This window comes from Bythopirellula superficialaquae (assembly GCF_059632245.1).
Genome location: NZ_CP197426.1, coordinates 3,212,957 through 3,235,137 on the forward strand (window position 1 = coordinate 3,212,957; position 22,181 = coordinate 3,235,137).

General features: G+C 54.8%; 21 protein-coding genes. 10 read left to right on the plus strand and 11 right to left on the minus strand.

Going from position 1 to position 22,181, the window contains the following annotated elements; translation table 11 throughout:
- The first annotated feature begins 58 nt into the window (after positions 1-58).
- Positions 59-325 (plus strand): hypothetical protein, encoded by a 267-nt coding sequence (locus SH678x_RS13105; protein WP_496918904.1) that lies wholly within the window; start codon positions 59-61, stop codon positions 323-325.
- Positions 326-399: 74 nt separating this feature from the next.
- Here SH678x_RS13105 and SH678x_RS13110 read toward each other — a convergent pair whose 3' ends face one another.
- On the minus strand, positions 400-1,494 hold the full coding sequence (locus tag SH678x_RS13110; protein ID WP_496918905.1) for a PDZ domain-containing protein: 1,095 nt from the start codon (positions 1,492-1,494) through the stop codon (positions 400-402).
- A gap of 98 nt (positions 1,495-1,592) precedes the next feature.
- Here SH678x_RS13110 and SH678x_RS13115 point away from each other — a divergent pair, with 98 nt between their 5' ends.
- The 4 genes from SH678x_RS13115 (at position 1,593) to SH678x_RS13130 (ending at position 7,073) form a co-directional block, all read left to right on the plus strand.
- Positions 1,593-2,759, plus strand: a complete 1,167-nt coding sequence (locus tag SH678x_RS13115) for a hypothetical protein (protein ID WP_496918906.1) — start codon at positions 1,593-1,595, stop codon at positions 2,757-2,759.
- Between the two features lie 131 nt (positions 2,760-2,890).
- Positions 2,891-4,561: a tetratricopeptide repeat protein gene (locus SH678x_RS13120; RefSeq protein ID WP_496918907.1), complete on the plus strand. Its 1,671-nt coding sequence runs from the start codon at positions 2,891-2,893 to the stop codon at positions 4,559-4,561.
- Between the two features lie 143 nt (positions 4,562-4,704).
- Positions 4,705-5,253 (plus strand): hypothetical protein, encoded by a 549-nt coding sequence (locus SH678x_RS13125; RefSeq protein WP_496918908.1) that lies wholly within the window; start codon positions 4,705-4,707, stop codon positions 5,251-5,253.
- A 428-nt stretch (positions 5,254-5,681) separates the two neighbouring features.
- Positions 5,682-7,073: a trypsin-like peptidase domain-containing protein gene (locus SH678x_RS13130; RefSeq protein WP_496918909.1), complete on the plus strand. Its 1,392-nt coding sequence runs from the start codon at positions 5,682-5,684 to the stop codon at positions 7,071-7,073.
- 252 nt (positions 7,074-7,325) lie between these two features.
- Here SH678x_RS13130 and SH678x_RS13135 read toward each other — a convergent pair whose 3' ends face one another.
- The 5 genes from SH678x_RS13135 to SH678x_RS13155 all read right to left on the minus strand — a co-directional run bounded on the left by SH678x_RS13135 (position 7,326) and on the right by SH678x_RS13155 (position 10,877).
- Positions 7,326-7,565: a hypothetical protein gene (locus tag SH678x_RS13135; protein WP_496918910.1), complete on the minus strand. Its 240-nt coding sequence runs from the start codon at positions 7,563-7,565 to the stop codon at positions 7,326-7,328.
- A gap of 86 nt (positions 7,566-7,651) precedes the next feature.
- Positions 7,652-8,743: a hypothetical protein gene (locus SH678x_RS13140; protein ID WP_496918911.1), complete on the minus strand. Its 1,092-nt coding sequence runs from the start codon at positions 8,741-8,743 to the stop codon at positions 7,652-7,654.
- Positions 8,736-8,984: an addiction module protein gene (locus SH678x_RS13145; RefSeq protein WP_496918912.1), complete on the minus strand. Its 249-nt coding sequence runs from the start codon at positions 8,982-8,984 to the stop codon at positions 8,736-8,738. The genes SH678x_RS13140 and SH678x_RS13145 overlap by 8 nt, the downstream gene beginning before the upstream one ends.
- A 33-nt stretch (positions 8,985-9,017) precedes the next feature.
- Positions 9,018-10,505, minus strand: coding sequence for an aldehyde dehydrogenase family protein (locus SH678x_RS13150; protein ID WP_496918913.1), 1,488 nt, complete (start codon positions 10,503-10,505; stop codon positions 9,018-9,020).
- Positions 10,506-10,664: 159 nt separating this feature from the next.
- The gene (locus SH678x_RS13155) at positions 10,665-10,877 is read right to left on the minus strand and encodes a hypothetical protein (RefSeq protein ID WP_496918914.1); all 213 of its coding nucleotides are present in this window, start codon (positions 10,875-10,877) and stop codon (positions 10,665-10,667) included.
- A 154-nt stretch (positions 10,878-11,031) separates the two neighbouring features.
- Here SH678x_RS13155 and SH678x_RS13160 point away from each other — a divergent pair, with 154 nt between their 5' ends.
- A complete protein-coding gene (locus SH678x_RS13160) occupies positions 11,032-11,445 on the plus strand; it encodes a VOC family protein (RefSeq protein ID WP_496918915.1) in 414 nt (137 codons plus the stop codon).
- 19 nt (positions 11,446-11,464) lie between these two features.
- Here SH678x_RS13160 and SH678x_RS13165 read toward each other — a convergent pair whose 3' ends face one another.
- From SH678x_RS13165 to SH678x_RS13180, 4 genes are all read right to left on the minus strand, one after another.
- Positions 11,465-11,788, minus strand: a complete 324-nt coding sequence (locus SH678x_RS13165) for a cupin domain-containing protein (RefSeq protein WP_496918916.1) — start codon at positions 11,786-11,788, stop codon at positions 11,465-11,467.
- A 98-nt stretch (positions 11,789-11,886) separates the two neighbouring features.
- Positions 11,887-12,801: a GNAT family N-acetyltransferase gene (locus SH678x_RS13170; protein ID WP_496918917.1), complete on the minus strand. Its 915-nt coding sequence runs from the start codon at positions 12,799-12,801 to the stop codon at positions 11,887-11,889.
- Between the two features lie 257 nt (positions 12,802-13,058).
- Entirely contained in the window at positions 13,059-13,991 is a 933-nt protein-coding gene (locus tag SH678x_RS13175; RefSeq protein ID WP_496918918.1) for a lysophospholipid acyltransferase family protein, read from the minus strand.
- A 176-nt stretch (positions 13,992-14,167) separates the two neighbouring features.
- Complete coding sequence (locus SH678x_RS13180) at positions 14,168-15,214, minus strand: Gfo/Idh/MocA family protein (protein WP_496918919.1); 1,047 nt, start codon at positions 15,212-15,214, stop codon at positions 14,168-14,170.
- A gap of 168 nt (positions 15,215-15,382) precedes the next feature.
- Here SH678x_RS13180 and SH678x_RS13185 point away from each other — a divergent pair, with 168 nt between their 5' ends.
- The 4 genes from SH678x_RS13185 (at position 15,383) to SH678x_RS13200 (ending at position 21,772) form a co-directional block, all read left to right on the plus strand.
- The gene (locus tag SH678x_RS13185) at positions 15,383-15,859 is read left to right on the plus strand and encodes a tRNA (cytidine(34)-2'-O)-methyltransferase (protein ID WP_496918920.1); all 477 of its coding nucleotides are present in this window, start codon (positions 15,383-15,385) and stop codon (positions 15,857-15,859) included.
- Positions 15,860-16,100: 241 nt separating this feature from the next.
- On the plus strand, positions 16,101-16,979 hold the full coding sequence (gene murB / locus SH678x_RS13190) for a UDP-N-acetylmuramate dehydrogenase (RefSeq protein ID WP_496918921.1): 879 nt from the start codon (positions 16,101-16,103) through the stop codon (positions 16,977-16,979).
- A 77-nt stretch (positions 16,980-17,056) separates the two neighbouring features.
- A complete protein-coding gene (locus tag SH678x_RS13195; RefSeq protein ID WP_496918922.1) occupies positions 17,057-18,085 on the plus strand; it encodes a cell division protein FtsQ/DivIB in 1,029 nt (342 codons plus the stop codon).
- A 237-nt stretch (positions 18,086-18,322) separates the two neighbouring features.
- Positions 18,323-21,772 carry a hypothetical protein gene (locus SH678x_RS13200; RefSeq protein ID WP_496918923.1) on the plus strand — a complete coding sequence of 1,150 codons (3,450 nt, stop codon included), beginning with the start codon at positions 18,323-18,325 and terminating at the stop codon, positions 21,770-21,772.
- Here the strand turns inward: SH678x_RS13200 and SH678x_RS13205 are convergent.
- Complete coding sequence (locus tag SH678x_RS13205) at positions 21,769-22,008, minus strand: carbon storage regulator (RefSeq protein ID WP_496918924.1); 240 nt, start codon at positions 22,006-22,008, stop codon at positions 21,769-21,771. The genes SH678x_RS13200 and SH678x_RS13205 overlap by 4 nt on opposite strands.
- Positions 22,009-22,181: the final 173 nt, after the last annotated feature.

Consider the following 22,181-nt stretch of genomic DNA (forward strand, 5'->3'; position numbering starts at 1 on the left):
CGGTGAGAGTTCACTGAGAAGAGGCCGCAACCGAACATTGTCATATGGAGTGAGATTCATGCACACGATTGAAACCCATTGGGAGGACGAAGAGAATAATCGCCACGTTGCGTTCGCGGTGGAATTTGTCCGCCGGAACGACGCCGTTGAGATTCAATCGCTCACTCCCAAGCAAGTCACGTTTCTTTGTCCCCAGTCGAACGCCCCGCTGCGCAGCATCGGCGTCTGGACCGAAAAGGGCCGCGAACTCTTGGCCAACCAATTCCGCGCCAGCGAGCAGATCGCTCAACTGGAAAAAGAAATCGACGCGCATCTGGCCGTCTAGGCAAAGACACTTTATCGAACAGCAATAGCCCACGGCGAAAGCCGTGGGTTTTTTCATGCAAATACGGCGCTGGCTTACCGTCGATCCAAGCGGAACTTGTGCAGATCCACTTTCGGCAAGGTATTTACTTCGCGACCCATGTTGATGGGAGTCACGGCCCCCGCACCTTTAATGCCCCATTGGGCAAACGTCACTTTGAGTTCAAGCGTTTCCGGCGTCTCGTTCGGCCGCGGCCGCAGGATGGTGAACATCACGGAATCCCCAGGCTCGTGTTGGGCAATCAGGTCTTTCATCGCCAGAAAATCTTTGATCTCTTCGCCGTCGATCTTGGCTATGATGTCGTTCTCTCGAATGCCCGCCTTGTCGGCGGCACTTTCGGCCACGACCTTCGCCACAATCGCTTGATTGCCGGAGGTCATCCCCTGCACACCTAGAAAGGCACCGCTCCCCACGTCGACCTGGGCCTTAATCTTACCTTTCAGATTTTCGATGGCCTCCGGCGTGATTTGCTTCGCCCCATAAAGTTCCACGCGTAGCAGTTGCGGCATCCGCTCTAAAACTTCCAGCGCCTCATCACCGAGCGGAGCAGAATGGTAACAAACCAGCACCGCGTGAGGAACTTGCGTCAGATGCTCAAGCCCTTCGACGCCACCTTTCCACTCCGAGCCAATCACAATTTGAACGCTGTGGTCGGGGCGTGTGATCATCATTCCGTTGATCTGCACGCCAATTTGGAAGGAGCCCCCTAGCTTCGCGATCTCTTTGAGTGCGACATTCTCGCGCACCTGGGCCAACATTTCTTTGGCTATGGCCGCTTCTTTGGGGCGATTGGCCAGACCCGCCAGTGCTTCGAGCGCCGCAACCTGGAGCTGGGCGTCCTCGGCTTCCGACCAAGTGAGCAATATATTCAGCGCCCGGGTCGAACCTTCCAGCGTGCCGTTTCGAGCCGCTTCCACGACCTCGTTAATCGCGGGAATCCCGGCTTCGGTGAGCCGCTTTTGCGACCGTTCGCGGGTATCGAACAGTTCGCTGTCGAGCTCGCCGACCCACCAGGAAATCTCGCCCTCGGAATTGGGGGACGATTCCTCAACCGGCGCAGGCTCGGCCCACAGTGGGCCCGCCACCACGGAGGCCAGCGTCACAAGGCAGTAGAACAAGAGATTACGCATGTCGTAATTGTACCACTTTCTGCGTTTTTGTCCGCGACCAATATTTCGTCACGCGCGGTCTCTTTATTTAAATTGCCTATTCGATTACGCTCGCAGACATGAAATTTGCCCTGCTTGGCGCCGATCCCGAAAGTTGCCTGCTCGTCGCGAGTGCCGCGGAATTGGGCCACGAAATTGTCTGGTATGGCGACGTTGCCCAGGTCGACCGGGCGACCCACCCCTGGCTCGCCGAGGCCGATCAGGCCGACGATTGGGAAGCACTGTTCGACCGCGACTTTTGCGATTTCGTCATCGTGGGTTGTGGTGACGCCCCCTCGGCTCGCCGGATCGAGCAAGTCATCCAGCTTGTCCGCATCGGCATACCCCTGCTCACCACGTTTCCGCTGCACGAATCGGTGCTGACCTATTACGAAATCGATATGGCCCGCCTCGACAGTGGCGCGGTCCTGTGGCATTTCAATCCGCTGGTGGCTCAAACCAACCGCATTGAAGAATTCGCCAGTTGGATTCACAAGGGACACCCCGAGCTGGGCCCCATCGAGCAACTGATCTGCGATCGCCCGCTGGACGACCGTTCCAAAGACAAAGTCTTGTGGCATTTCGCACGCGACGTGGAACTCTTGGACAAGATCGCCGGGCCCCTCGATCGCCTCGGCGCGCTTGGCTCGCCCGACGAAGCGGCGACCTACTCGGGCTTGAGCGTTCAACTACTGGGCAAAAGCCAAGTCCCGGTCCGCTGGGCCGTGGGTCCCGCGGATCAATCAACTTACCCATCGCTCACCTTCGTGGGTCAAAAGGGTCGTGCGCGATTTGAGTTTGATGAAAGCAGCGTCTTTCGGTCGCTGGAAACCTCGATACCTCACGAGCTGGTTCCCACTACCGCCGCCGCGCATTGCATCAAAGAGTTCGTCACCGCGGTGGATGAAGTGCGTTCGCGCACCACTTGGCTTGCGGCACTCCGCGCGATGGAGCTCACCGACACGATTGAAATCAGCTTACGTCGTGGCCGGATGATCGACGTGCATCATCAGCAACTCACCGAAGAGTTATCATTCCGAGGCCGGATGTCGGCCGTGGGCTGCTTCGTGCTGCTGCTCTTGCCGCCACTATTGATCTTTGCCGGTTGGTTTGGAGATCTGCTGGGCCTGCAATTCGCCAAAAACTGGTGGGCCATCGGTCTCTTGGGGTTACTCGCCCTATTTCTGCTCGTGCAGTTCGCACCGAAGCTGCTACTGAAAAAGCCAAACAACGCTGACAATTCCTAGCCCACCGCGCAAGCGGTGGGTCTTGCCACGCCCCTTCAATACAATTGCCCATATTGGCGAAATCCGATATATTCTCTTGGCATTGGCTAGTAGTTTCTAGCTCTATGTAATTGTGGCAGCAAGGAAGCAATATGAGAAGTTTTCAAGCGAACTCCAACATTGTTGCGCACTTTCAGGTAGTGCTGCTCATTGGATTGACCTTCTTTGCCTCTATCGATGCAAATTGCGGTGAAGATGCGACTGCGACAATCAGTTTGCTAGAGCCTATCGATGTCGCGACTGCCCAACTTGAAGAGGGGCTCACTCAGCTACTAGCTGACAAAGTGTCAGATTCTGACGAACTGCTGCAAGCAAAGTTTGCTTCTGCCTTAGAGCTTTTTCGAGACGGCAAATTTCAAGAAGCACTCAACGACGCTAATGCCGTTATAAATAGTTCTGATGATAATGCGCGTGCTCATACACTCTTGCTGGGGCTTGGAGGCGCAATTGAATTTCAGCTTGAAAATTACGCTTCTGCGAAAAGACTTCTTCTAAAGTCGCTCAAAACGGGTTTTGAAAGCAAGGTATTGAGTGACGAAGAAAAAGCGTCGTTACTTCATTTTTTGGCGGATACTTTCTCACTCATGGCGGAGTATGAGGATGCGTTAGCTGCCCTGAAAAAAGCTGAGGAGCTTCACAATTCTTCGGACAGATCGAACGATCTCATCAATCAAGCAACGTTAAAAGATTTAGTAACCGTCTATTGTGAGTTGGGAGATATCAACAAGGCTACGGAAACATGTGACCGAATGAAGCAAGCGACGGATATGTCGCAAAAAGAGCAAGAATTACTTCATGGTTTGTATTTGTCGGCATTGGGAAGGATCGAGTTCGAAAATTGGGATTATAAGAACGCTTCGATACACCTCGCCCAGGCAGTAGAGATATGGCAGCGATTCCCAGAAAACCACATCGAGAGAATCCGTGCTCTCCTATTTTTGGCGACGGCGGAAGCCAGAATACTCGTCTCAGAAAAGATGCATAAGGAGCGCGCAGCACACGGCGAAAAGTTAATCAATCAAGCCAAGGAACTGACCGAGAAATCGCTGGGAAAGCGTCACCCTTTGTACACGATGTCCCTATTGAACGCCGCGGAAATTCAGATGTATCTCGGCAACTTAGAATCTTCCATGCAGCTGCTAGAGCCGGCAACAATCTATGATGTGAACTCCAGCAGTTCTATCGGAATTGGTTATCACTCGCAGTTGTATGCTGGATATCTAGATGCACAACAAAAATGGGATGAGGCCGAAGAAGCCACCATGTGTGCCTGCGCAATTTTCAAGGCGAGAGGCCAGATGCTCCGGTGTGCTGATACTATGTTGATTCTAGCAGATGTGCATATGTCGCAAGGAAAAGACACTCTGGCTTTGTGGGAATCTGCGGCAGCGGAAAAAGAAATTGAAGACAAGGTAGGCCCATATCATCCAATACGAGCGCAGGTCTCACACTCTCGAGCAAAAAACTTTTTCAATAAAGGAAAATACGAAAGTGCTTTGACACTTTTTGAACTGAATGTAGCTGCATACAGACGGTTTTACAAAGAAGACAACATTTGGGTGGCGATTAGCCTCACTCATCTCGGCGACAGCCAAGTAAAAATGGAAAATTATGCCGTAGGTTCAGAGACGCTACGTTCAGCTATATCTCTCATGGAGTCGAATGGATGGACACAAAGGCCAGAGTATCGCATCGCCCACCGCGCACTTGATGCGGCTGATCAACAACTCGCCAAGAGTAAGACGGCATCTCAAAAGCATTAGCAAACACAACCCACACTTGTTGTGGATTCTAACTCACTCTCTTCCCTCGACCCCTGCTAGCATCTCCTCTTCCTCTGACTTTAACGGTTACACAAAAGTTGTCACCCATCGCGTGCCGATTTTGCGTTTAGGGAAAAATGCCGTTGGCTCGCGACCTTGGGGGGCCGAGCCAGCCGTTTGCCCCGTTATCCGAAACAGGGGGGGCCGTGTTTCAACGCGTCTTGCTTTATTCAGCGCTAATGCTGACGGCGGCTGGGATCAACGGCTGCGCACCAATTGCCTGCGGCACGAACCAAAGCGGCTGCGCGATCGATAGCGTGCTCGGCTGCGGTCAATACGGCGGTGGCGGCAATTGTTGCGATTGCGGTGATGGCGTTTGCTGTGCCTCTGGTGGTGGCTGTCACAACGGCTGCTGTGGCATTCGCGGACGATTGGCGGGTTGCACCTGCGGCGGCTTAGGTCGCTGTGGCATCTGCCAAGCCCACGCTCGCCTGCTAGCATTAAAGCACCAGCATTGCATGATCGCCGTGGGACCCCCGGCCGTTAAATTTCAGCCTCAGATGCCGCCGGAGTTTCTGCCGGTTCCGACGCAGCCGATTATGGCCAATGTCAACACGTGTGCCCCAGTGGAAATGCGTGGCTCAGTCGACGCCGGCTGGGGCCGCTATTTCGTGGTCGAGCCTCACGACTGAGTTCATTCTCAATCCTTCCGACCTCAAAGATGTCGGCTACAGCTTTTGACTGTAGCCGAGGTCTGTGACCTCGGTCTTTCTCCGTCCTCGCTCTTTTCTGGGGCTGAGGTCTCCGATATCGGTCTTGGCAATATCCGACCTCAAAGAGGTCAGCCACAGCTTTCAAGATCAGCCACAGTTAGGGCCAACTCTGATCACGGCTGAATCGCAGCACAATTTTCGTGACCGGCCTATCTGCCGCATAACTTGAGCACTGTTTTCTACGACTGACAATCTGGGGGTTTTATGAGGGAGGCCGGTCGTAGCGTTTAAGCGCCCCGTGACGGCTGGCCGATCAACGCTTCTGTCTAACACCGACTTTCCCCGCAGATTGTCGGCCCGGCATTATGGCGCGTCGGCGTGCCAGTACCCTCATTCGGACGACCCACATGCACGACCTGCGCTCCCGCGACGCCGTTCTGAAGTTGTTTCCCGCCGGCCTGCGATTGCTCGCCATTTTGGGATTGGCCTGTTCGGTGCAGTTGGTGAGCGCGGCTGAAAGTGCCCGCATGACGCCCATCGTGCGTGCGGTTCGCAACGCCAGCCCGGCCGTGGTCAATATCCAAGGCCAGAAGTCTGTTGTCGAAACCACCGAATCATCCCGCCAGGTTTCCAAGCAAGTCAACGGCATGGGCACCGGTGTGATCATCGATCCCCGGGGTTTCATTCTCACGAACTTCCACGTCGTCGATGGCGTGAAGCGGATCAACGTGACACTTTCCACCGGCCAAGCGTTCGTCGCCAAGATCGTGGCCCGCGATGCTCAAACCGATTTGGCGATTATCCGTATCAATGCGTCGTTTGAGCTTCCCGTAATCAACATTGGCTCGTCCCGCGATCTGATGACCGGCGAAACGGTCGTCGCCGTCGGCAATGCCTTTGGCTACGAAAACACGGTCACCACGGGTATCATCAGCCAGCTGCACCGCAACGTGCAGGTGAACGAAACTCAACAATATCTTGATCTCATCCAAACCGATGCCAGCATCAACCCCGGCAATTCCGGCGGCCCGCTGCTCAACATCGATGGCGAAATGATCGGCGTGAATGTCGCCGTCCGTGCGGGGGCCCAAGGGATTGGCTTTGCGATTCCCGTGGACAATGCCCTGGAAGTCGCCACGAAGCTGATGAGCATCGAGCAGCTTGATAACAATTGGCACGGCATGGCCGCACTGACGTTAAACACAGCTGGCCCGGTGACGATTGCCCGCGTCGATCGCAATAGCCCCGCCGAAGTTTGCGGCATCGCCCGGGGCGATTTGATTCAAAGCATCGGCAGCACCCAAATCCGCCGCCCGATGGACATCGAGCGAGCTTTGCTGGGACGGCGCTCTGGCGAAAAAATTCCCGTGCAAGTTGTTCGCGACAACCAGGAAATGACCGTCGACCTGCAACTCGCTAGCAAGACGGGTGCTCCCACACGAGTGAAAGAACGCGAACCAGCCGATACCTTCGATCAAGCCACCTGGGAAACGCTCGGCCTCATTCTTGAAGAAGAACCCGCCGAAGGCTTCCGTGAAAAATCGCTGCCCTACGAAGGGGGCATGCGGGTTGTTTCGGTGAAGCCTGAAAGTTCTGCCGCCCGCCAAGGGGTTCGCGAGGGCGACATTCTCGTCCGCTTCCACCGCTGGACCACCGTCTCACAAGCCGACGTGCAATTCTTGGTCGACCACGCCGACACACTCTCTCAAGCCGGGTCACTGAAGTTCTACATCGTCCGCGGCGACAAGACGCACTTTGCCCAGATGGAAGTGGCGAATCGTGTGGGCACCGTGCGGTAGATTATTTCCATATCTGCACGTGATAGACGACAACCTTCATGTCGTCAGGTATGCAATAGAAGTGAAGAGCAAGCGGTGCCTCGATAATTAGCCGTCTATTAGCGTGACGAGATTAGCCAGCGTTCAATGGATCTGATTGCAGCTGATCTTCAAGTGAGTTTGCTGCGTCAGCCACGGCTTGGCGATCGTCACTCTCAAGCCAAATATCGGCAAGCCTGCGGTCGGCGGATGGCAAATACACAACCGCACACTTCATTTGACACCCAACCGCATCCAGGTTTCTTCGAGAGTACAACCACCTGTCTCTGCGGCACGACGCTCAAGTTCTTCCTCGCTCAAATCACATTTGTAGCTGGCATAGAGCATCTTGACATACTCGTCTTTGGGCAAGAAATGACCAAGCACATGACCGTTGGTGTCTCGCAACTCGATATGCGATGACATTCCTCCAAGCATTTGTTGAATCGACGGATCAACGGTAATTTGTGCCATGGTCGTAGCCCTCGCAAATGGAAAAAGCCTTCTCTGCTTAGAATTATACCATAGCCCCAGCTGCGGGCACGCAACAAAAATGACCGTCATTGTTTGGAGAGCAGTCGTATTATTTCGTCGAAGCTTGATTGGCTTGGTGCGAAACCGGAACTATATCCGCGTCCCCAATTTGGTGGTGATAAATCGCAGTTGGGTAGTAAATCTTTGATGATTTGGGTCTCAACTTGGCACAAAGTAGCCAAGCTCTCTGCGTAGACTCCATAGCGAACGCCCTTACTGGCAGTGCTAATCACTGGATAAAGGCCGAAAATTGCCGCACTAGTTTTATAGCCGGGTAACTGTGTGCCAAACGAGATGTTCCCTTGTGTTGTAGATATTTCCTCAAAGATTTGGGAAAGTTTTTTGACTAATACAGAATAAAGGGGACCAACTCCCCGTTCATCCGCGATAGCCTGTAATTCATCTTTTGTCAGCTTCGGTTTTCTAGAGATTTGCGAAGCAGGATTCTTCTTTCTATCCGCTTCAGCTGTTAAGCCAATTAATCGCGGTACCAATGTTTTAAGCCCCTGGGCCTCGTAGTGTTTAATCTCAACTCCCAGTACTTCAGCAGGATCCATCTGGACGTTCAGAAATTCTATAATACGCCTAAGTTCTGATGGAATGACGTCTGCAACGAAAAGCAATCTAATTCTTCCCGCCTGAAGGTTAGTCTTTACCTTCTGCCAAAATTCTTCAGAGTTCCCGCCATCCAAAAACTCCGTGAGCCGCATTTCCGCGTCTAATCCCTCTTTGTTGCAGTTTTCGACAAACTCAGCCTGAACACGATCAATCGACCAATGAACTACTGCATTAGCAGCATAGTCCAGAAGCTGTCCAACCACTTCGCGACGAATGCGAGTATCACTGCTGCGCTTGACTTCAACCAGCGTAGGCGTTCCTTGTTGATCGACGAACAAATGATCTAAGGACCAGCGGTCACCAGCGCCTTCCTCGGCAGCGATGCCCATTTCTCGACGTATTAGCAACCACCTCCTCGGTGAGTCGCCTTGTTCGGAATCGCCAGACAAAAGATCAGGATACTGCCTAAGTAAATCTTGAAAGATGTCTTCGCTAGCAAATGGCGACTCCATCATTTCAACCAAACGGTCATTAACAACGTTAAAAATGCGACTAGCCATGTTGATTCTTGTTAGAGTTGTCTTGATCCTGCTTTGAACTTTTCATTATTTTGCGTTTTTCATCAACTCTGCGCCAAAGCTCTTCTTCGGAGATAAGTTCAACAGAGCCCGACTCGATTTCGGCAACCCTGCGTTTGAGTTCCGCAATCTCGGCATCAGAAATTCCAAACTTCCTAAATGCTTGGTCGAATTCTTCACTCATGGCAGACTTAAAAAGAAAATGGCCGCGGAAAAATTCCACGGCCACTTATTATAGTAAAATCAAACTAGTTTACTACGCCATCGCCACCGTCACGGTCTTGAGTTCCGTGTACGCAGCCAAGCCTGCTTCGCCCAGTTCACGGCCTAGGCCGCTTTCTTTGAAACCGCCAAACGGCGCGGCTGCATCGAAGACATCGTAGCAGTTGACCCACACGGTGCCCGCGCGGATCTTCGAGGCGAGCGTGTGCGCCTTGCCAATGTCGCGGGTCCACACGGCAGCGGCCAAACCGAATTGCGTTCCATTCGCACGACGGGCAATCTCATCCAGATCGCTGAATTTCAGCACACTCATCACGGGGCCAAAGATTTCTTCCTTGGCGATCCGCATATCGTCTTCGACGTTGGTGAACAACGTTGGCTCGATGAAGAAGCCCTTATCGCCATGCCGTTTACCACCGCTGACGAGCTTCGCGCCATCTTTCTTGCCGTATTCGACATACTGCAAAATCTTGTCGAACTGGGCCTGATCGACCTGTGGTCCTTGCTCGGTTTCGGGATCAAACGGATCACCCACTTTGCGAGCCTTGTTCTTCGCTTGGAGACGATCCACGAACTCGTCGTGAATCTCGTCCTCCACGAACAATCGGCTACCAGCACAGCAGCACTGGCCCTGATTGAAGTACAGTGCGAAGTGCGCTCCATCCACCGCGGCGTCGACGTCCGCATCGGAGAACACCACATTTGGGCTCTTGCCACCGAGTTCGAACGTCACGCGCTTCATCGTCTCGAGCGCGCTGCGTTGAATAATCTTGGCCGTGTTGCCTTCACCGGTGAACGCAATCTTGTCCACGCCCGGATGCGCAACGAGTGCTGCACCTGCCGTGGGACCGTAACCCGGCACTACGTTGATCACGCCGTCGGGGATGCCAGCCTTCTGAGCAAGCCGTGCCATCCGCAAACAGGTGAGCGGTGTTTGCTCGGCGGGCTTCATCACGATCGTGCAACCGGCAGCCAGCGCGGGTCCCCATTTCCAGGCGGTCATCAATGCGGGAAAGTTCCACGGAATAATCTGACCCACCACGCCGACTGGCTCACGCTTGGTGTAGCAGAAATAGTTGCCGCGGATGGGAATCGTTGAGCCATGAATCTTATCAGCCCAACCAGCGTAGTAGCGGATGCAATCGATCACCAGCGGAATGTCCGCGGCGCGAGAATCGCGGATCGGCTTGCCATTGTCCAGTGTTTCGAGTGCGGCGAGTTCTTCGGCATTCTCTTCCAACAAATCGGCGAACTTGTACATCAACCGCCCACGATCGCGAGCATCCATCCGCGACCATTCGCCGCCGTCGAACTGCTTGCGCGCGGCCTTCACGGCCAGATCGATGTCAGCCTTGTCCCCCTCGGCCACTTGCGCGATCACTTCCTCGGTGGCGGGATGAATCGTCTCAAATGTTTTCCCACTCACCGACGGCACCCATCGGCCATCGATAAAGCATTGCGACTGGCGCACCTTGGGTTTGGGAACTTTTTTGGACGACGGTTTTTCGGTAACGGTGGCCATGATTGAATCTCCGCGGGAACAGATGGCTCGATAAGTCGCTAAGCAAGGAATTATAGGCGATTAGCGTCCTGACATTCTAGCATCGCGGATAAGCAGTCGCCTAGTTGCAATTTTTCGCAACCAACTTAGCGACATAAAGCGGTTGGCCTGAAAGCCACACTAGATTTCACGGCCGTTCGGGCGCTCAATCATTTTGTTGACGCTTAAAGTGAGTGCAGAAGCAATAAAGAAAACGCCAATCGTCAGAGATCCTTTCCAAGCAAGCTTGTTATTAATATCCCCCCAGATCAGAGTCAGAGCAAAAACAATTCCAGCAATAATGCAAACGATGCAGATCGTATAGCAGATAAGATTGAGTTGCTTTAAGTTCACGGATGCACCTCGACGTTTGGGCCCAATTTTTACTCAGAGCAATTTGTCGGCCGTTGTGAGTGAAAATTGTGCTCATAGCTGAAGTATATCAGAAATCTTAGAATCGACGAAAACGCAATCTGCATCTACGCCACGCTACGCAGGAATAGTCAATATGCCCAAGATCAACGGCATCCTCGAAACCGCACTCTACGTCGCCGATCTCCAGCGCGCGACCGATTTCTATTGCGCGATCTTCGGCTTTGAAATCCTCTCGCGGAGCGAACGGTTGATCGCGCTCAACGTTGCCGACTGCAACGTGCTGCTCTTATTTCTAACGGGCGTCACCCAAGAGCCGTTGGAATTTGAATGCGGAGTCATCCCGCCCCACGGCCCCGCTTGTGGCACGCACTTCGCGTTCTCGATTGCCAAGGAAGATTTCAAAGACTGGCAAGCGGAACTTTCTGCCAAGCACATCCCCATCGAAAGCATCGTCAACTGGCCCGGCGGCGCGCGAAGCCTTTACATCCGCGATCCCGACGACAATTTGGTCGAGTTTATCACGCCAGGGTTCTGGGCGCTGAAATAAGTGATCGTCTTATTGGGCTTCAAAGCAGGATGGTCACCAATACCGAGGCGTCCTCAAGCCCCTTCAGGGCATGTTCTTCGTCGCCGCTTAAATAAAGCATCTCTCCGGATTCGATGATCCTTGGCCCACGCGATGTCGTGAACTCGACGCATCCCTCCAAACATTGCACCGTGATCTCGCCCGCGACCTTGTGCGATGGTATGACTTTGCCCGCGGGCAACACGAGCCGTATCACTTCCAAGCGTTCAGTTTTAATCAGTGTTTTGGTGCTAGAACTCGGTATCGCACCACTCAGAGGGCGAACGTCAATCACCTCTCCAGGTGCAGCGTGTGCAAGAGCCATCGCGATTTCCTTGGATGAGAGCTAGAAAAGGGTCTCAGCAAACGATGGCAGTATATCAGATACTCGCCAGGCGAGTGGACAAGCCCGGTAACCTGCGATTAAACCCAGCTGGCGACTTTCGACAGCGCCGGACGGGTAGAGCCGTTTTGCACCGAAGTACCTTTGCGGAACACGTAGCCCCGGTCGACTTCGATAAACCCGAGGCTTTGATAGAAGGCGAGTGCTTGTTCGTTGGTCGACATGCACTGGGCTTCGATCGTGGCTACGCCGCGACGGCGCAAGAGGCGAAAGGCTTCACCCAACAGAAATGAGGCACATCCTTGCCGCCGCCACTCAGGCAGCACTTCCAATTCAAACAGCCCGGCGGTACAGATTCCCCAACAGGCCGACAGGGGTTGCACGTCCCAGAACGACGCCGTGGCAATGGGCGTTCCGCTGTTCTTGTCGAGCAACTGGAAGCGGTCACGTTGCTGTGAACCCCACACGCAGGCTTCCCACCAATTGCAACTTAACGGGTCGACCGTTTCCTCAAACCTTGTCACGCGGCCAATCTGCCGGACCTTGCGGGAAACGGAGGGGCGAAAACGCACAAGGTCGTTTTGCAGAATACATACCTGCCCCGCTTCGCTATAACCCCGGCGCGAGCACGATTCGCGGAGCAATTTGTTCGCTTGCAGAACGCCAGGGATTTCGCTGCCGCCGTACAAACCCAAATAAAACGAGTTAAGCGGCTTGATTCCTCCAGCGTAAATCACCGTGGCTCCCGACGAACGCAAATACTCTTCGCTCGCGGCCAGCAGCATATCCACCAGCGTGTTGTCTTCGAAGCCGGCACGCAACATCAGCATATGCGTCGTGCCCATGGTCTTATCAAGCTTCGTGCCGTCGTCGTTGGGACCGAAACCAGCGTGGGCAAAACCGACGACCTGCCCGTCGAGTTCTGCAACGATCAATCCATTGCGATCGAAGTGCGCCTTCGAGAACACGGCGAACTCCAACATCGGTGCCGACACGGGCTGTAGAATCCCCCGTTGCGGAGGTTGGCTGCGCCAAATCTCAGCTAGGTGTGGTGGATCCGTGTTGCGAAACGGTCGAAGGTGATACACTTTGCGTACGACATCCAAGGTGGGACAGTGGGATGTTCTAGGCGGGAGCTCACTGAAGTTGCAATGAATCAGTAGCTCTTCAGATTATGGCAGGGATGGCATCCGTAGCAAGTGGAAGTGCAAAATCTGGCCGTACAATTATGCTTTTGCGAAATGGCCACCTGTCAGGCAGCTTGTTGTTTTCGCAAAAGCCGACGATTTTGGCGGTCATCGGGTGATCCACGCCACCGCCGATGAACCCACCAATACTGATCCGGGGCATCTCGGACCAGCTTTTCGAGGTTCTTCGTGTACCATTCGGTAAGCAAAGGAATCGTTCCCAAGGCAAAGTCCTTTTCCTCCGGGTCCACGATTCCGGTGATATCCATCTTGATGCAGAGTGGCCCGCCCTTTCGCACCGCCGCCGATACCAAAGTGCGTGCCTTACTTCCTAAAGAGAACACAGCCACCGCTTTATGAGTTGAAGCCGGTCGGCCAAAGAATTCAACCCAACATCCTGCGGTGCTGGCGAATTGATCCCCTAACAGCACCAGGGTCCCACCCTGATCCAGCACCTCAGCGATCTGCGGCCCGCTGCCATGTTTGGGTAACATGTACTGCCCCTTCGAACCGCGAAACTCATTCACAAAGCGATCCAAATAGGGATTATCGAGCGGCCGGGCAATCGTGTGGGTCGGAAAACCATGAAGCGCAAGTAAATAGCCGCCGAGTTCAAAATTGCCAAGGTGGCCGGAAATGATCACGCTTGGCCGATCATCGATCAACGCCGCAATCGCCGCGCGCATGTTGGTGAAGCTAGAATGCTGCCGCCAGTTGGTGCGGTGCAGCTTGCGCGGTGCATGGGCGATTTCGGCAATCATCAAAAACAGATGCTGCCACATCGCGAGCGCAATCTGGTCGCGTTCGCCTTGAGACTTTTCCGGAAAAGCGATTAGCAAGTTTTCTTCGACGACCTGCCGACGAAAGCGCAGCACGTTCCAACAGACCCAGCCGAATTGATCGCAGATAGGCGCAATCATCTTGAGCGGCATCGCCTGCAAGCCACAGATCAATATCCGCACGATGAAATAGACAACGTAATCAACGACCGGCTTCATGCGCCCCGCAGCTCCTTCCTTGGAGCGAACATTGTCGCCGAAAACCGGGATACGCGGAAATACCGATTCCCCGCTAGCTTGTCACGCAAATACTGCTAGCCGGAGAGCAACGCCTTTCCGGGAACACCCGTAATTTTGCAGAAGCCCGCGCTCTCCGCGCCTCTGCGTGAGACCTCTTACCCCGCCAGCTTCACCGACTTGCCCGTCTTCGCCGATTTGTAAATCGCCAGGATGATCTCCACCGATTTCCTCGCCTCGGGACCGTCAATCGCCGGGGTCGTGTCGTTCTTGATTGCTTTTACGAAATCCTGAAACTGCTTGGCGTGGCCGTGGTGCCCAATCGCGGCGGGATCGGCGGCGCCACCTCCTGAACTCTTTTTGTTTTTCATCGCCTCAAGAATCGCGTCATCCCCACGTGCCTTGTCGGCGAATTCCCAACTCTTGATATCCTCTTCTTCTAACACGGCCGAGCCGCGCGTGCCGTGCAGTTCGATCCGCTTGAGATAGCCTGGATAAACGCCCGTCGACGCTTCGATCACGCCGAGCGCGCCGTTGGCAAACGTCAGCGTGGCCGTGGCGACGTCTTCGACTTCGATCCGCTTGTGCGCGAGCGTGGCTGTGAAGGCCTGCACTTTGGCCACCGGTCCCATCAACCACATCAATAGATCGACCGTGTGAATCGCTTGATTCATCAGCGCGCCGCCGCCGTCGAGTTTCCAAGTCCCTCGCCAGGCGCCGCTGTCGTAATACTCCTGCGACCGCCACCACTTCACATAAGCATCTCCCAACGTCAGTGTGCCAAACCGGCCCGTGTCGACGGCTTGCTTCAGCTTGAGCGACGAATCGTGAAACCGCGATTGAAACACGGTCGACAATTTCACGCCGTGCTTTTCGCAGGCGTTGATAATCTGATCGCAACGCCTAAGCGTCACTTCCAGTGGCTTCTCGATGATGACGTGCTTACCCGCCTTCGCCGCGGCAATGGCCGGTTCCATGTGCGCGCCGCTCGCGGTGGTGATCGCCACGGCGTCGACCTTGTCATCGGCCAGCATCGCCTCGAGCGAATGATAAGCTTGGCAGCCAAACTCTTCGGCCAACTTGTCGGCCTTCTCCGGCGTGCGATTGAAGCAGGCCACCAGCTTCGCCCCCCGCACGTCGCCAATCGCCCGCGCGTGAAACTTGCTAATCATCCCCGTGCCAATAATCCCAAACCCCACCGACATGATACCTCCCACGATTCACCACAAAGGCTCAAAGAGCACGAAGAAAAGTAGTTCTTAATTTGACGACACTTGCCCAAAGAGCATATTCAATTTGGCGATGTTTCGACATACTTGGAACTTCATAAATTGATGTCCTTGGTGCCCTTTGTGTCTTCGTGGTTAACTTCCGTGCCCAACGAACCCCAACTTCACGTCGTCCTCTACCAGCCCGAGATTCACTACAACACCGGTAACATCGGCCGGACCTGTGTGGCCGTCGGCGCGAAACTGTGGCTCGTCAAACCGCTGGGCTTCAACATCGACGATGCCTCGGTGCGGCGGGCCGGGCTCGATTACTGGGAACTCCTGAATCTGGAAGTCGTCGAGAATTGGGCTGAGTTGGTGGCACGGCTGCCCGCCGAGAATCATTGGTACTTCACCAAAAGGGCGACCATCAATTACGGCGACGCGCAGTTCCTGCCAGGGGCCGCGCTGGTTTTCGGCAGCGAATCGGCGGGTCTTCCCGGCGAAATTCTCACCCGCCCCGAGCGTTGCTTACGAATCCCGATGCGTCCGGAAGTGCGCTGCCTCAATCTGTCGAACGCAGCTGCCCTGGGCTGCTACGAGGCTTGGCGGCAGTGGGGCGGCCTGTCGGAAGGTGTTTAACCGACCACCGAGTCTCCGCCTTGAGCAGATTCTCCCCAAATCCACAGAAAAACGGCGAATTTTTTCGCGTCTGCGCGGATTGTTCGCTTCGGAACGCCCCCATTTTATGCAAGAATAATACTCTGCCGAAACAAGAATCAGCGGCGGTGCGCCGTGGCGGTTGGCGCAATTGTCACAGGAGAATTGACGACTGGCGGCCTACAAGTCACGATAATGCCTGCTCTTTGAGGTGGAATCTGCAATGACTGTTGTCAGTGGCTTTGAAAAAATTGTTCGTGTGAATGAACCGCTCGCCGAGCGGACTTGGCTCAAGATCGGTGGACACGCCGAATTCTTCGCCGAGCCCAAGACCGTCGACGAACTGCGGGCCCTCGTGCGCCGTTGCCGCGACGAAGAAGTTCCCATCCGCATTCTCGGTGGTGGCTCAAATATCCTGATCCGCGATGATGGTGTTCCCGGCATGGTGCTGAGCCTCGCCGGTGGCGATTTCGCGGAAATTCAAATTCGAGGCAACCGTCTCACAGCCGGTGGCGGGGCGAAGCTCGCCCATGCGATCAGCGAATCAGTCCGTGCTGGCCTCGCGGGCCTGGAGCCGCTCGTTGGCATTCCCGGCTCGGTGGGTGGTGCGCTGCATGGCAACTCGGGTAGCCGCGCGGGCGACATTGGCCAATGGGCCTGCCGCGCGACCGTGATGACCCGCGCTGGCGAAATCCTCCAACGCGACCGCGAAGACCTCGTCTTCGCCTACCGCCAAAGCAGCCTCGACGAGCTGGTGATCCTCAACGCCGAATTCTTGCTCGAAGAAGACGACCCCGAGCAACTCACCAAGCGGATGCAGAAGCAGTGGATCGTCAAGAAAGCCGGCCAACCGCTTTCGCATCAAAATTGCGCTACCGTCTTCAAGAACCCACGTGGCATGAGCGCGGGGATGTTGATCGATCAGGCCGGACTCAAGGGAACCCGCGTCGGCGGGGCCGAAGTCAGCCAACGCCATGCGAATTTCATTGTCGCCACCGAAGGTGCCACGAGCCAGGACGTGCTGCGGCTTATCGACATGATTCGCAGCCGCGTGGCCGAGCGTCTCGGCGTGGAATTAGAAACCGAACTCGAGATTTGGTAAGGAAACACAGTGGTGGCTTCCAGCCGCCATTGAGCGAGTTAACCAACGGCTAGAAGCCGTCGTTACAAAACTAAGAAATGTCGCGACTCAACGCAGGAGGTGTTCGAGTGGCTACGATCAAACGCAAGAAATCCGCCGAAGGCAAGAATCCTCAACCGGCAGCGCCGACGAAGGCTCCCAGCAAGAAGCTTTCTTTTGCAGTGCCACGTATGCGCGTGTTGCTCTCTCTCGTGGTTGTTGCGATTCTCGGTTGGGGCATGCAGACCGTTTGGCAGCACGTCGCGCCGCTTGTGATTCATCGCCAACCGTATCTGCTTTCCGCCGAGCGAATCACGATGACCCCGCAGCCCGAATGGATCAGCTCAGATATTCGCGCCGAAGTCATCCGCAACGCGGGCCTCGATCAGCAACTCTCCGTGCTCGACGATGCCTTTATGAATGTCGTGCAAGACGGTTTTGTTCTGCACCCCTGGATTCGTTCGGTCGAAAGAATCACCAAGCAGCTTCCCGCGGGCGTACACGTCGATGTCGAGTTTCGTAAGCCCGTGGCAGTGGTGGAAATGGCGAGCGAAGAAGGAATGCTGCTCGTTCCCCTCGACGAGCAAGCCGTTGTGCTGCCGATTGGCGATGTGCCTGAGATTCGCAAGCGCTACATGCCCCGGATTCAAAACATCGTCGATCGTCCCCCCGTGGGACAAAAATGGGACAGCCCCCGCGTGCAAGGTGCGGTTGATCTCGCCGTGAAACTCTCCGACGTGTGGGAATCGCTGCATTTGGTCGATATCCTTCCCTCCACCCGGCCGGAGATTCTCGACGAGCATCGCTTTTTCGTCTACGACCTCATGACCCGCGGCGGTACCCGGGTTGTGTGGGGCGCGGCCCCCGGGCAATCGCCGCCAGGTGAAGCCGACTTCGCATCCAAGCTCGACCGCCTACGAAGCTGCGTCAATCAACACGGCCCCCTCGACACGGTGCAAAGCCCTGCGATTGTCGACGTGCGTAATCAGCTGACCGTCACGCCACGCACGGTAAAAAAGACCGATGGACCGGCGCGCACAGTGAAAAAAGAAGACCCCGTCGACGAAGATACTTCGGTGGTGAAGTGATGGCTGCGAATTTGTGACCAGATTGTGGTCATTTTCCAGCACACGATCAACTTTCCATCGCGGCAAGGCGCAGGTGACAAAACCGTTATAAAACGGCCCCGAAACCGACCATTGGGTCAAATTCCTTGTCCAATCGGCAGCGCCCATCTATTCTGGAAACTGCGGCACTCGACGCATATTCCAGGGAGCGGTTCGGCAATTCACTGCTCTCTTTTCCGATCGGAACAGGGCAACTTGATGATTCAGTATTTATTCTCCGTGGTGAAGAAGCGCTCATCCGTGCGCCCTGTCCCCAGCAGTTGCACGTTGCGCATCGAAATGCTGGAACCACGCTATGCCTTTTCGGGCGAGTCGCCACTGACGCTTGAGAATTGGCAATCAGCCATTTTCGACAACGGCATTCAAGGGACTTTGCCGTTCCAGTTCACCCGCAATTCGGAAACTGTTGATCCTCAGGGCAATTCCGTGGATGCCGGCGTGCCCCGGTACGGTGACGAAACGCTGCTCAGTGAGATCAATGCTTGGACGGAAGTTTATACGGACATCGGTCAATCGGAAATTCTTGGCACAGGCTGGGATCATGACGGTAGCACACCTTTGGCGATTTTGTGGGACCGTAGCGCACAACGCATGCAGTTCCTACGCGGCCAAGATTTCACTGTTGTGAACACACTGCAGCTTAACACTGCTAGCGGCGACCTGTTGCAAGGTACTGTCGCTGGTTATCGCTACATCGCACAACACGCGATTATTCATGAAGGTTTAGTCGTCGTCATGTGCCAACGTGAACGGCGCATGGGCAGCGCTTGGGTCGCAGAGGGCGTTTCCTTTGCTTACACCCAAGATTGGGGACAAACTTTTACCCGCATCGAACAAGTGGGTGGTGGCTACGACGTGCCGGCGATCGCTGGAAGCGTTACCGACGGTATGCAACGCGCGCGGAGTTGGTCGTTTGCCAATGCGTTTCCCGAACAGTCGCCTGAAGACAGACTTGGCGCTTGGTTTCCCTGGGCCGACTATCTGCAACAATCTGGCGATCCCCAGGGAGGGCAAATTGGCGTGTTCCGCGCTCGTCGTTCCGCCGTGGGGGAAGCTTGGGTTGTCGAAGCCAACAAATTGGTTTACGAAGCCTGGGAGCTTGGCGACATCGGAGGACTCCATGCACATACGGCTGGAATGTTCACCGATGGCATGGCCTCCTTTTGGGGCGATGTTTCCTATCGCAACCGGGTCGTGCGTCACGTTGCCGAAGATTTGGAAAACTACACCACCACGACCTGGACTCACCAACTCGAATTTCAGGGAGGGTGGAGCCCCAACGACGCGAAGGTCCACGTACTTGGCAATCAAGCCGTGGCGGCCGCTCCCGGCGCCGAGCTAGGCGATATCCTCGTCGCTGGCGATGAACAGGCCGAAGTCATCATGAAAGTCGAAGCGCCCGAGCAGCTTGGCGACAAGGCCGTAATCTCGAATCTTCGGGGATCGTTCACGGGTGCCATCTCGGGCAGCAGTTACGCTGGGCGACTTTCGATATGGTTGCAGCACATCCGCGGAGTGGGGTACATATCCAAGGAATTCAATTCTCAAGTCGGCAATATTGATTCGCTTTACTTTTCGATAGATGGAGAAAATTGGGGCACCCTGTTGAATCTGGGTGTCTCCGAACCTTACATCTACGGAAATCGCGTCGTCGTGTTGTACGGAGACGCGATGTATGCACTTGAATTGCCACGTAAGATCGAAACGAGTACTCAAGCACCGTTATTGATTAATCCAGGCGGATTTAATTTAGCTACCACCAACTGGAATCAAGTCACGGCTCCTGCAACTGGTAACACCCTGCGACGTGTGCTTTATGTTGATAACCAGTATGTCTACGCCGACAACTTGCAGCCTTTGGATGTTCAACCCGAAGGCGCGCCGCCTGTTGACGATGATATGCCGTTGTATGAAATCACCAGCGATGGCTCGAGCCGCAACCTTGGAGTCTGGGATGTGACGGGCTCGGCCAGTTTGGGCAATCAGCTGCATTGGCTCACCGCCTGGCATTATTCGCTCGATGGCAATGGCGTTACGCCGCAGATTCGAATAGGCAGTACTGTTGGAACAGAAAGAGAATCAGCCTGGTACACCAATAGTCAGTGGGTGCCATCGCTCGATTATGTTGTCCCGAGTCCAGCAAGTACGGTTGCAGGAGAACAGCAATTACGCCTGTTTACGGGCACCAATGCCGGACCCCGCCGGTGGCTCATGGCGATGGGAGGCTTGACACAATCCACAGATCCCACTTATCCGCTGGCACCTGATACGTTGGGCGGGCATGAATTGGCACAAGCCAATTTGCCCGCGACCACCACCACCTCTTGGTCAACGGCACTCACATTCGGTCTCTCAGAATTAAGCTCGTTTTCAAGTTATTTCGATGCGAACGGTAGTGGAGCGGTTCATACGATTGCCTCGATTTTTAAGAGTACGTCCGAACACATCGATGTCACATTCACGAGAACTAACACTGCTGCGGGCGTGCTTTCCATTGATGTTTACAGTAGCGGCGTGTTGCTCGACAAGATGGCATTCAAGTCGATTTACTGGGACCGGGAAGATCAAATTCGCTTGGTGATCTCCAATTCTCCCGAGGAATTGGGCGTCACGATGCTCGTGACGCGTAACGGCTACGGTTACGATAGCAAGTCTTTAACGGGGTCGACTACAAATCTGATTCCCACGAGTATTTTCCTGAGCAACGCCAGCAAGACGCAAGTCACACCGCTTGAATGGTACGCGATTCAATTTAGCCCGACCCAGGCCTTAACCACCGACGAGAGAGAAATATTCGTAGGCAGCTCGTACATGTTTGAGGCGCTCGACATCCCCCCCCAACCCAGCGCTCCCGATTTCGATGGTGATGGCGACATCGACGGTCGCGACTTTCTCATTTGGCAGCAAGGCGCCTGGATAACAGCGGGGGCATCTTTGGAGGATGGCGATAGCAATGCCGATGGCCGCGTCGATAGTCTCGATCTCGCAGCCTGGCAAGCCGGTTACGGATTAGGAATCAATGTTGGCCCCCCCGATGGCGATTTCAACGACGATGGTGTGATCGACGACCTGGACCTCGCCGCTTGGCAGGAGGGTTACGGCATTAAGTGGACCTACGGTGTGCATGTTCAGGGTGACGCTGATTTCGATGGCGACGTCGATGGCCGCGATTTTCTCATTTGGCAGCGTCAGCATTCGGGCCCGGATGCTCAAGAAATCACGGCCCCTTCATCAGCACTCGTTGCTAGTGAAGAATCGGAAGATGCAGATGAAAATGTAATCGCCGTCGTCGAATCCGTTCCGAGCATTCAGCAAGAAACGTCTTCACAACAAGCGTTATCTACCACCCCAATCACGGCAACCCGCGAGCCGGTCGAAAATCAAATATCGACTGCCAATTTCTGGCTGGCTCCACTACCGGTGGTGAATTGGATCGACCGCAGCGAGTATCAAGCCACAGCCTTGATCGCCGATAATCTCGTGCTGCAGGAAACAGCTTTCAACCAACAAAGCCTCCAGCCCGCTGATCTGGCGTGGGAGACCGCGCCCGGCATAATTCTGCGGGAAAATGAAAACAGCGATCTGGCAGAAGAAGTTATCTGGTCCGACGCCGCGGATTCCGCGCTCAATGATTGGCAAACGCTCTAGCGCTCTGCCGAATCCATGGATGCCGACTCGCCGTTTGTCGACGGATCTTGCGCAAGTTTGATTGTGAGCTCCTCGGCCCGGCGGACTTGCTCGGCGAGCTCTTCGCGCACGACGGCCATTTCCTTGGGCGCTTGGATACCAATCCGCACGCCGCCGCTGCCAACTTTGATGACGGTGACGCAAATTTGCTCACCGATCAAAATTCGTTCGCCAACTTTTCGCGAGACGACCAGCACGAGGTGAACTCCTTTTCACAACCCGCTTCGGGTTTCGAGGGCCTGGGTTTGCAAAACGCATCCATTACCTGAAAATAGCTGAGGACCGACAATCCAACGGCTTGTGATCGCCTCATTAACCGTAACGCTAATGCTGGCGGTGCTAGAACGCAAGCAGTTGGTCGAGCCGCGTT

What these genes read in the sequence shown, in the direction of transcription:
- SH678x_RS13105 (WP_496918904.1), top strand. Translation starts at nt 59, where the DNA reads ATGCACACGATTGAAACCCATTGGGAGGACGAAGAGAATAATCGCCAC.
- SH678x_RS13110 (WP_496918905.1), bottom strand. Translation starts at nt 1,494, where the DNA reads ATGCGTAATCTCTTGTTCTACTGCCTTGTGACGCTGGCCTCCGTGGTG.
- SH678x_RS13115 (WP_496918906.1), top strand. Translation starts at nt 1,593, where the DNA reads ATGAAATTTGCCCTGCTTGGCGCCGATCCCGAAAGTTGCCTGCTCGTC.
- SH678x_RS13120 (WP_496918907.1), top strand. Translation starts at nt 2,891, where the DNA reads ATGAGAAGTTTTCAAGCGAACTCCAACATTGTTGCGCACTTTCAGGTA.
- SH678x_RS13130 (WP_496918909.1), top strand. Translation starts at nt 5,682, where the DNA reads ATGCACGACCTGCGCTCCCGCGACGCCGTTCTGAAGTTGTTTCCCGCC.
- SH678x_RS13135 (WP_496918910.1), bottom strand. Translation starts at nt 7,565, where the DNA reads ATGGCACAAATTACCGTTGATCCGTCGATTCAACAAATGCTTGGAGGA.
- SH678x_RS13140 (WP_496918911.1), bottom strand. Translation starts at nt 8,743, where the DNA reads ATGGCTAGTCGCATTTTTAACGTTGTTAATGACCGTTTGGTTGAAATG.
- SH678x_RS13150 (WP_496918913.1), bottom strand. Translation starts at nt 10,505, where the DNA reads ATGGCCACCGTTACCGAAAAACCGTCGTCCAAAAAAGTTCCCAAACCC.
- SH678x_RS13160 (WP_496918915.1), top strand. Translation starts at nt 11,032, where the DNA reads ATGCCCAAGATCAACGGCATCCTCGAAACCGCACTCTACGTCGCCGAT.
- SH678x_RS13165 (WP_496918916.1), bottom strand. Translation starts at nt 11,788, where the DNA reads ATGGCTCTTGCACACGCTGCACCTGGAGAGGTGATTGACGTTCGCCCT.
- SH678x_RS13175 (WP_496918918.1), bottom strand. Translation starts at nt 13,991, where the DNA reads ATGAAGCCGGTCGTTGATTACGTTGTCTATTTCATCGTGCGGATATTG.
- SH678x_RS13180 (WP_496918919.1), bottom strand. Translation starts at nt 15,214, where the DNA reads ATGTCGGTGGGGTTTGGGATTATTGGCACGGGGATGATTAGCAAGTTT.
- murB (WP_496918921.1), top strand. Translation starts at nt 16,101, where the DNA reads ATGACTGTTGTCAGTGGCTTTGAAAAAATTGTTCGTGTGAATGAACCG.
- SH678x_RS13195 (WP_496918922.1), top strand. Translation starts at nt 17,057, where the DNA reads ATGTCGCGACTCAACGCAGGAGGTGTTCGAGTGGCTACGATCAAACGC.
- SH678x_RS13200 (WP_496918923.1), top strand. Translation starts at nt 18,323, where the DNA reads ATGATTCAGTATTTATTCTCCGTGGTGAAGAAGCGCTCATCCGTGCGC.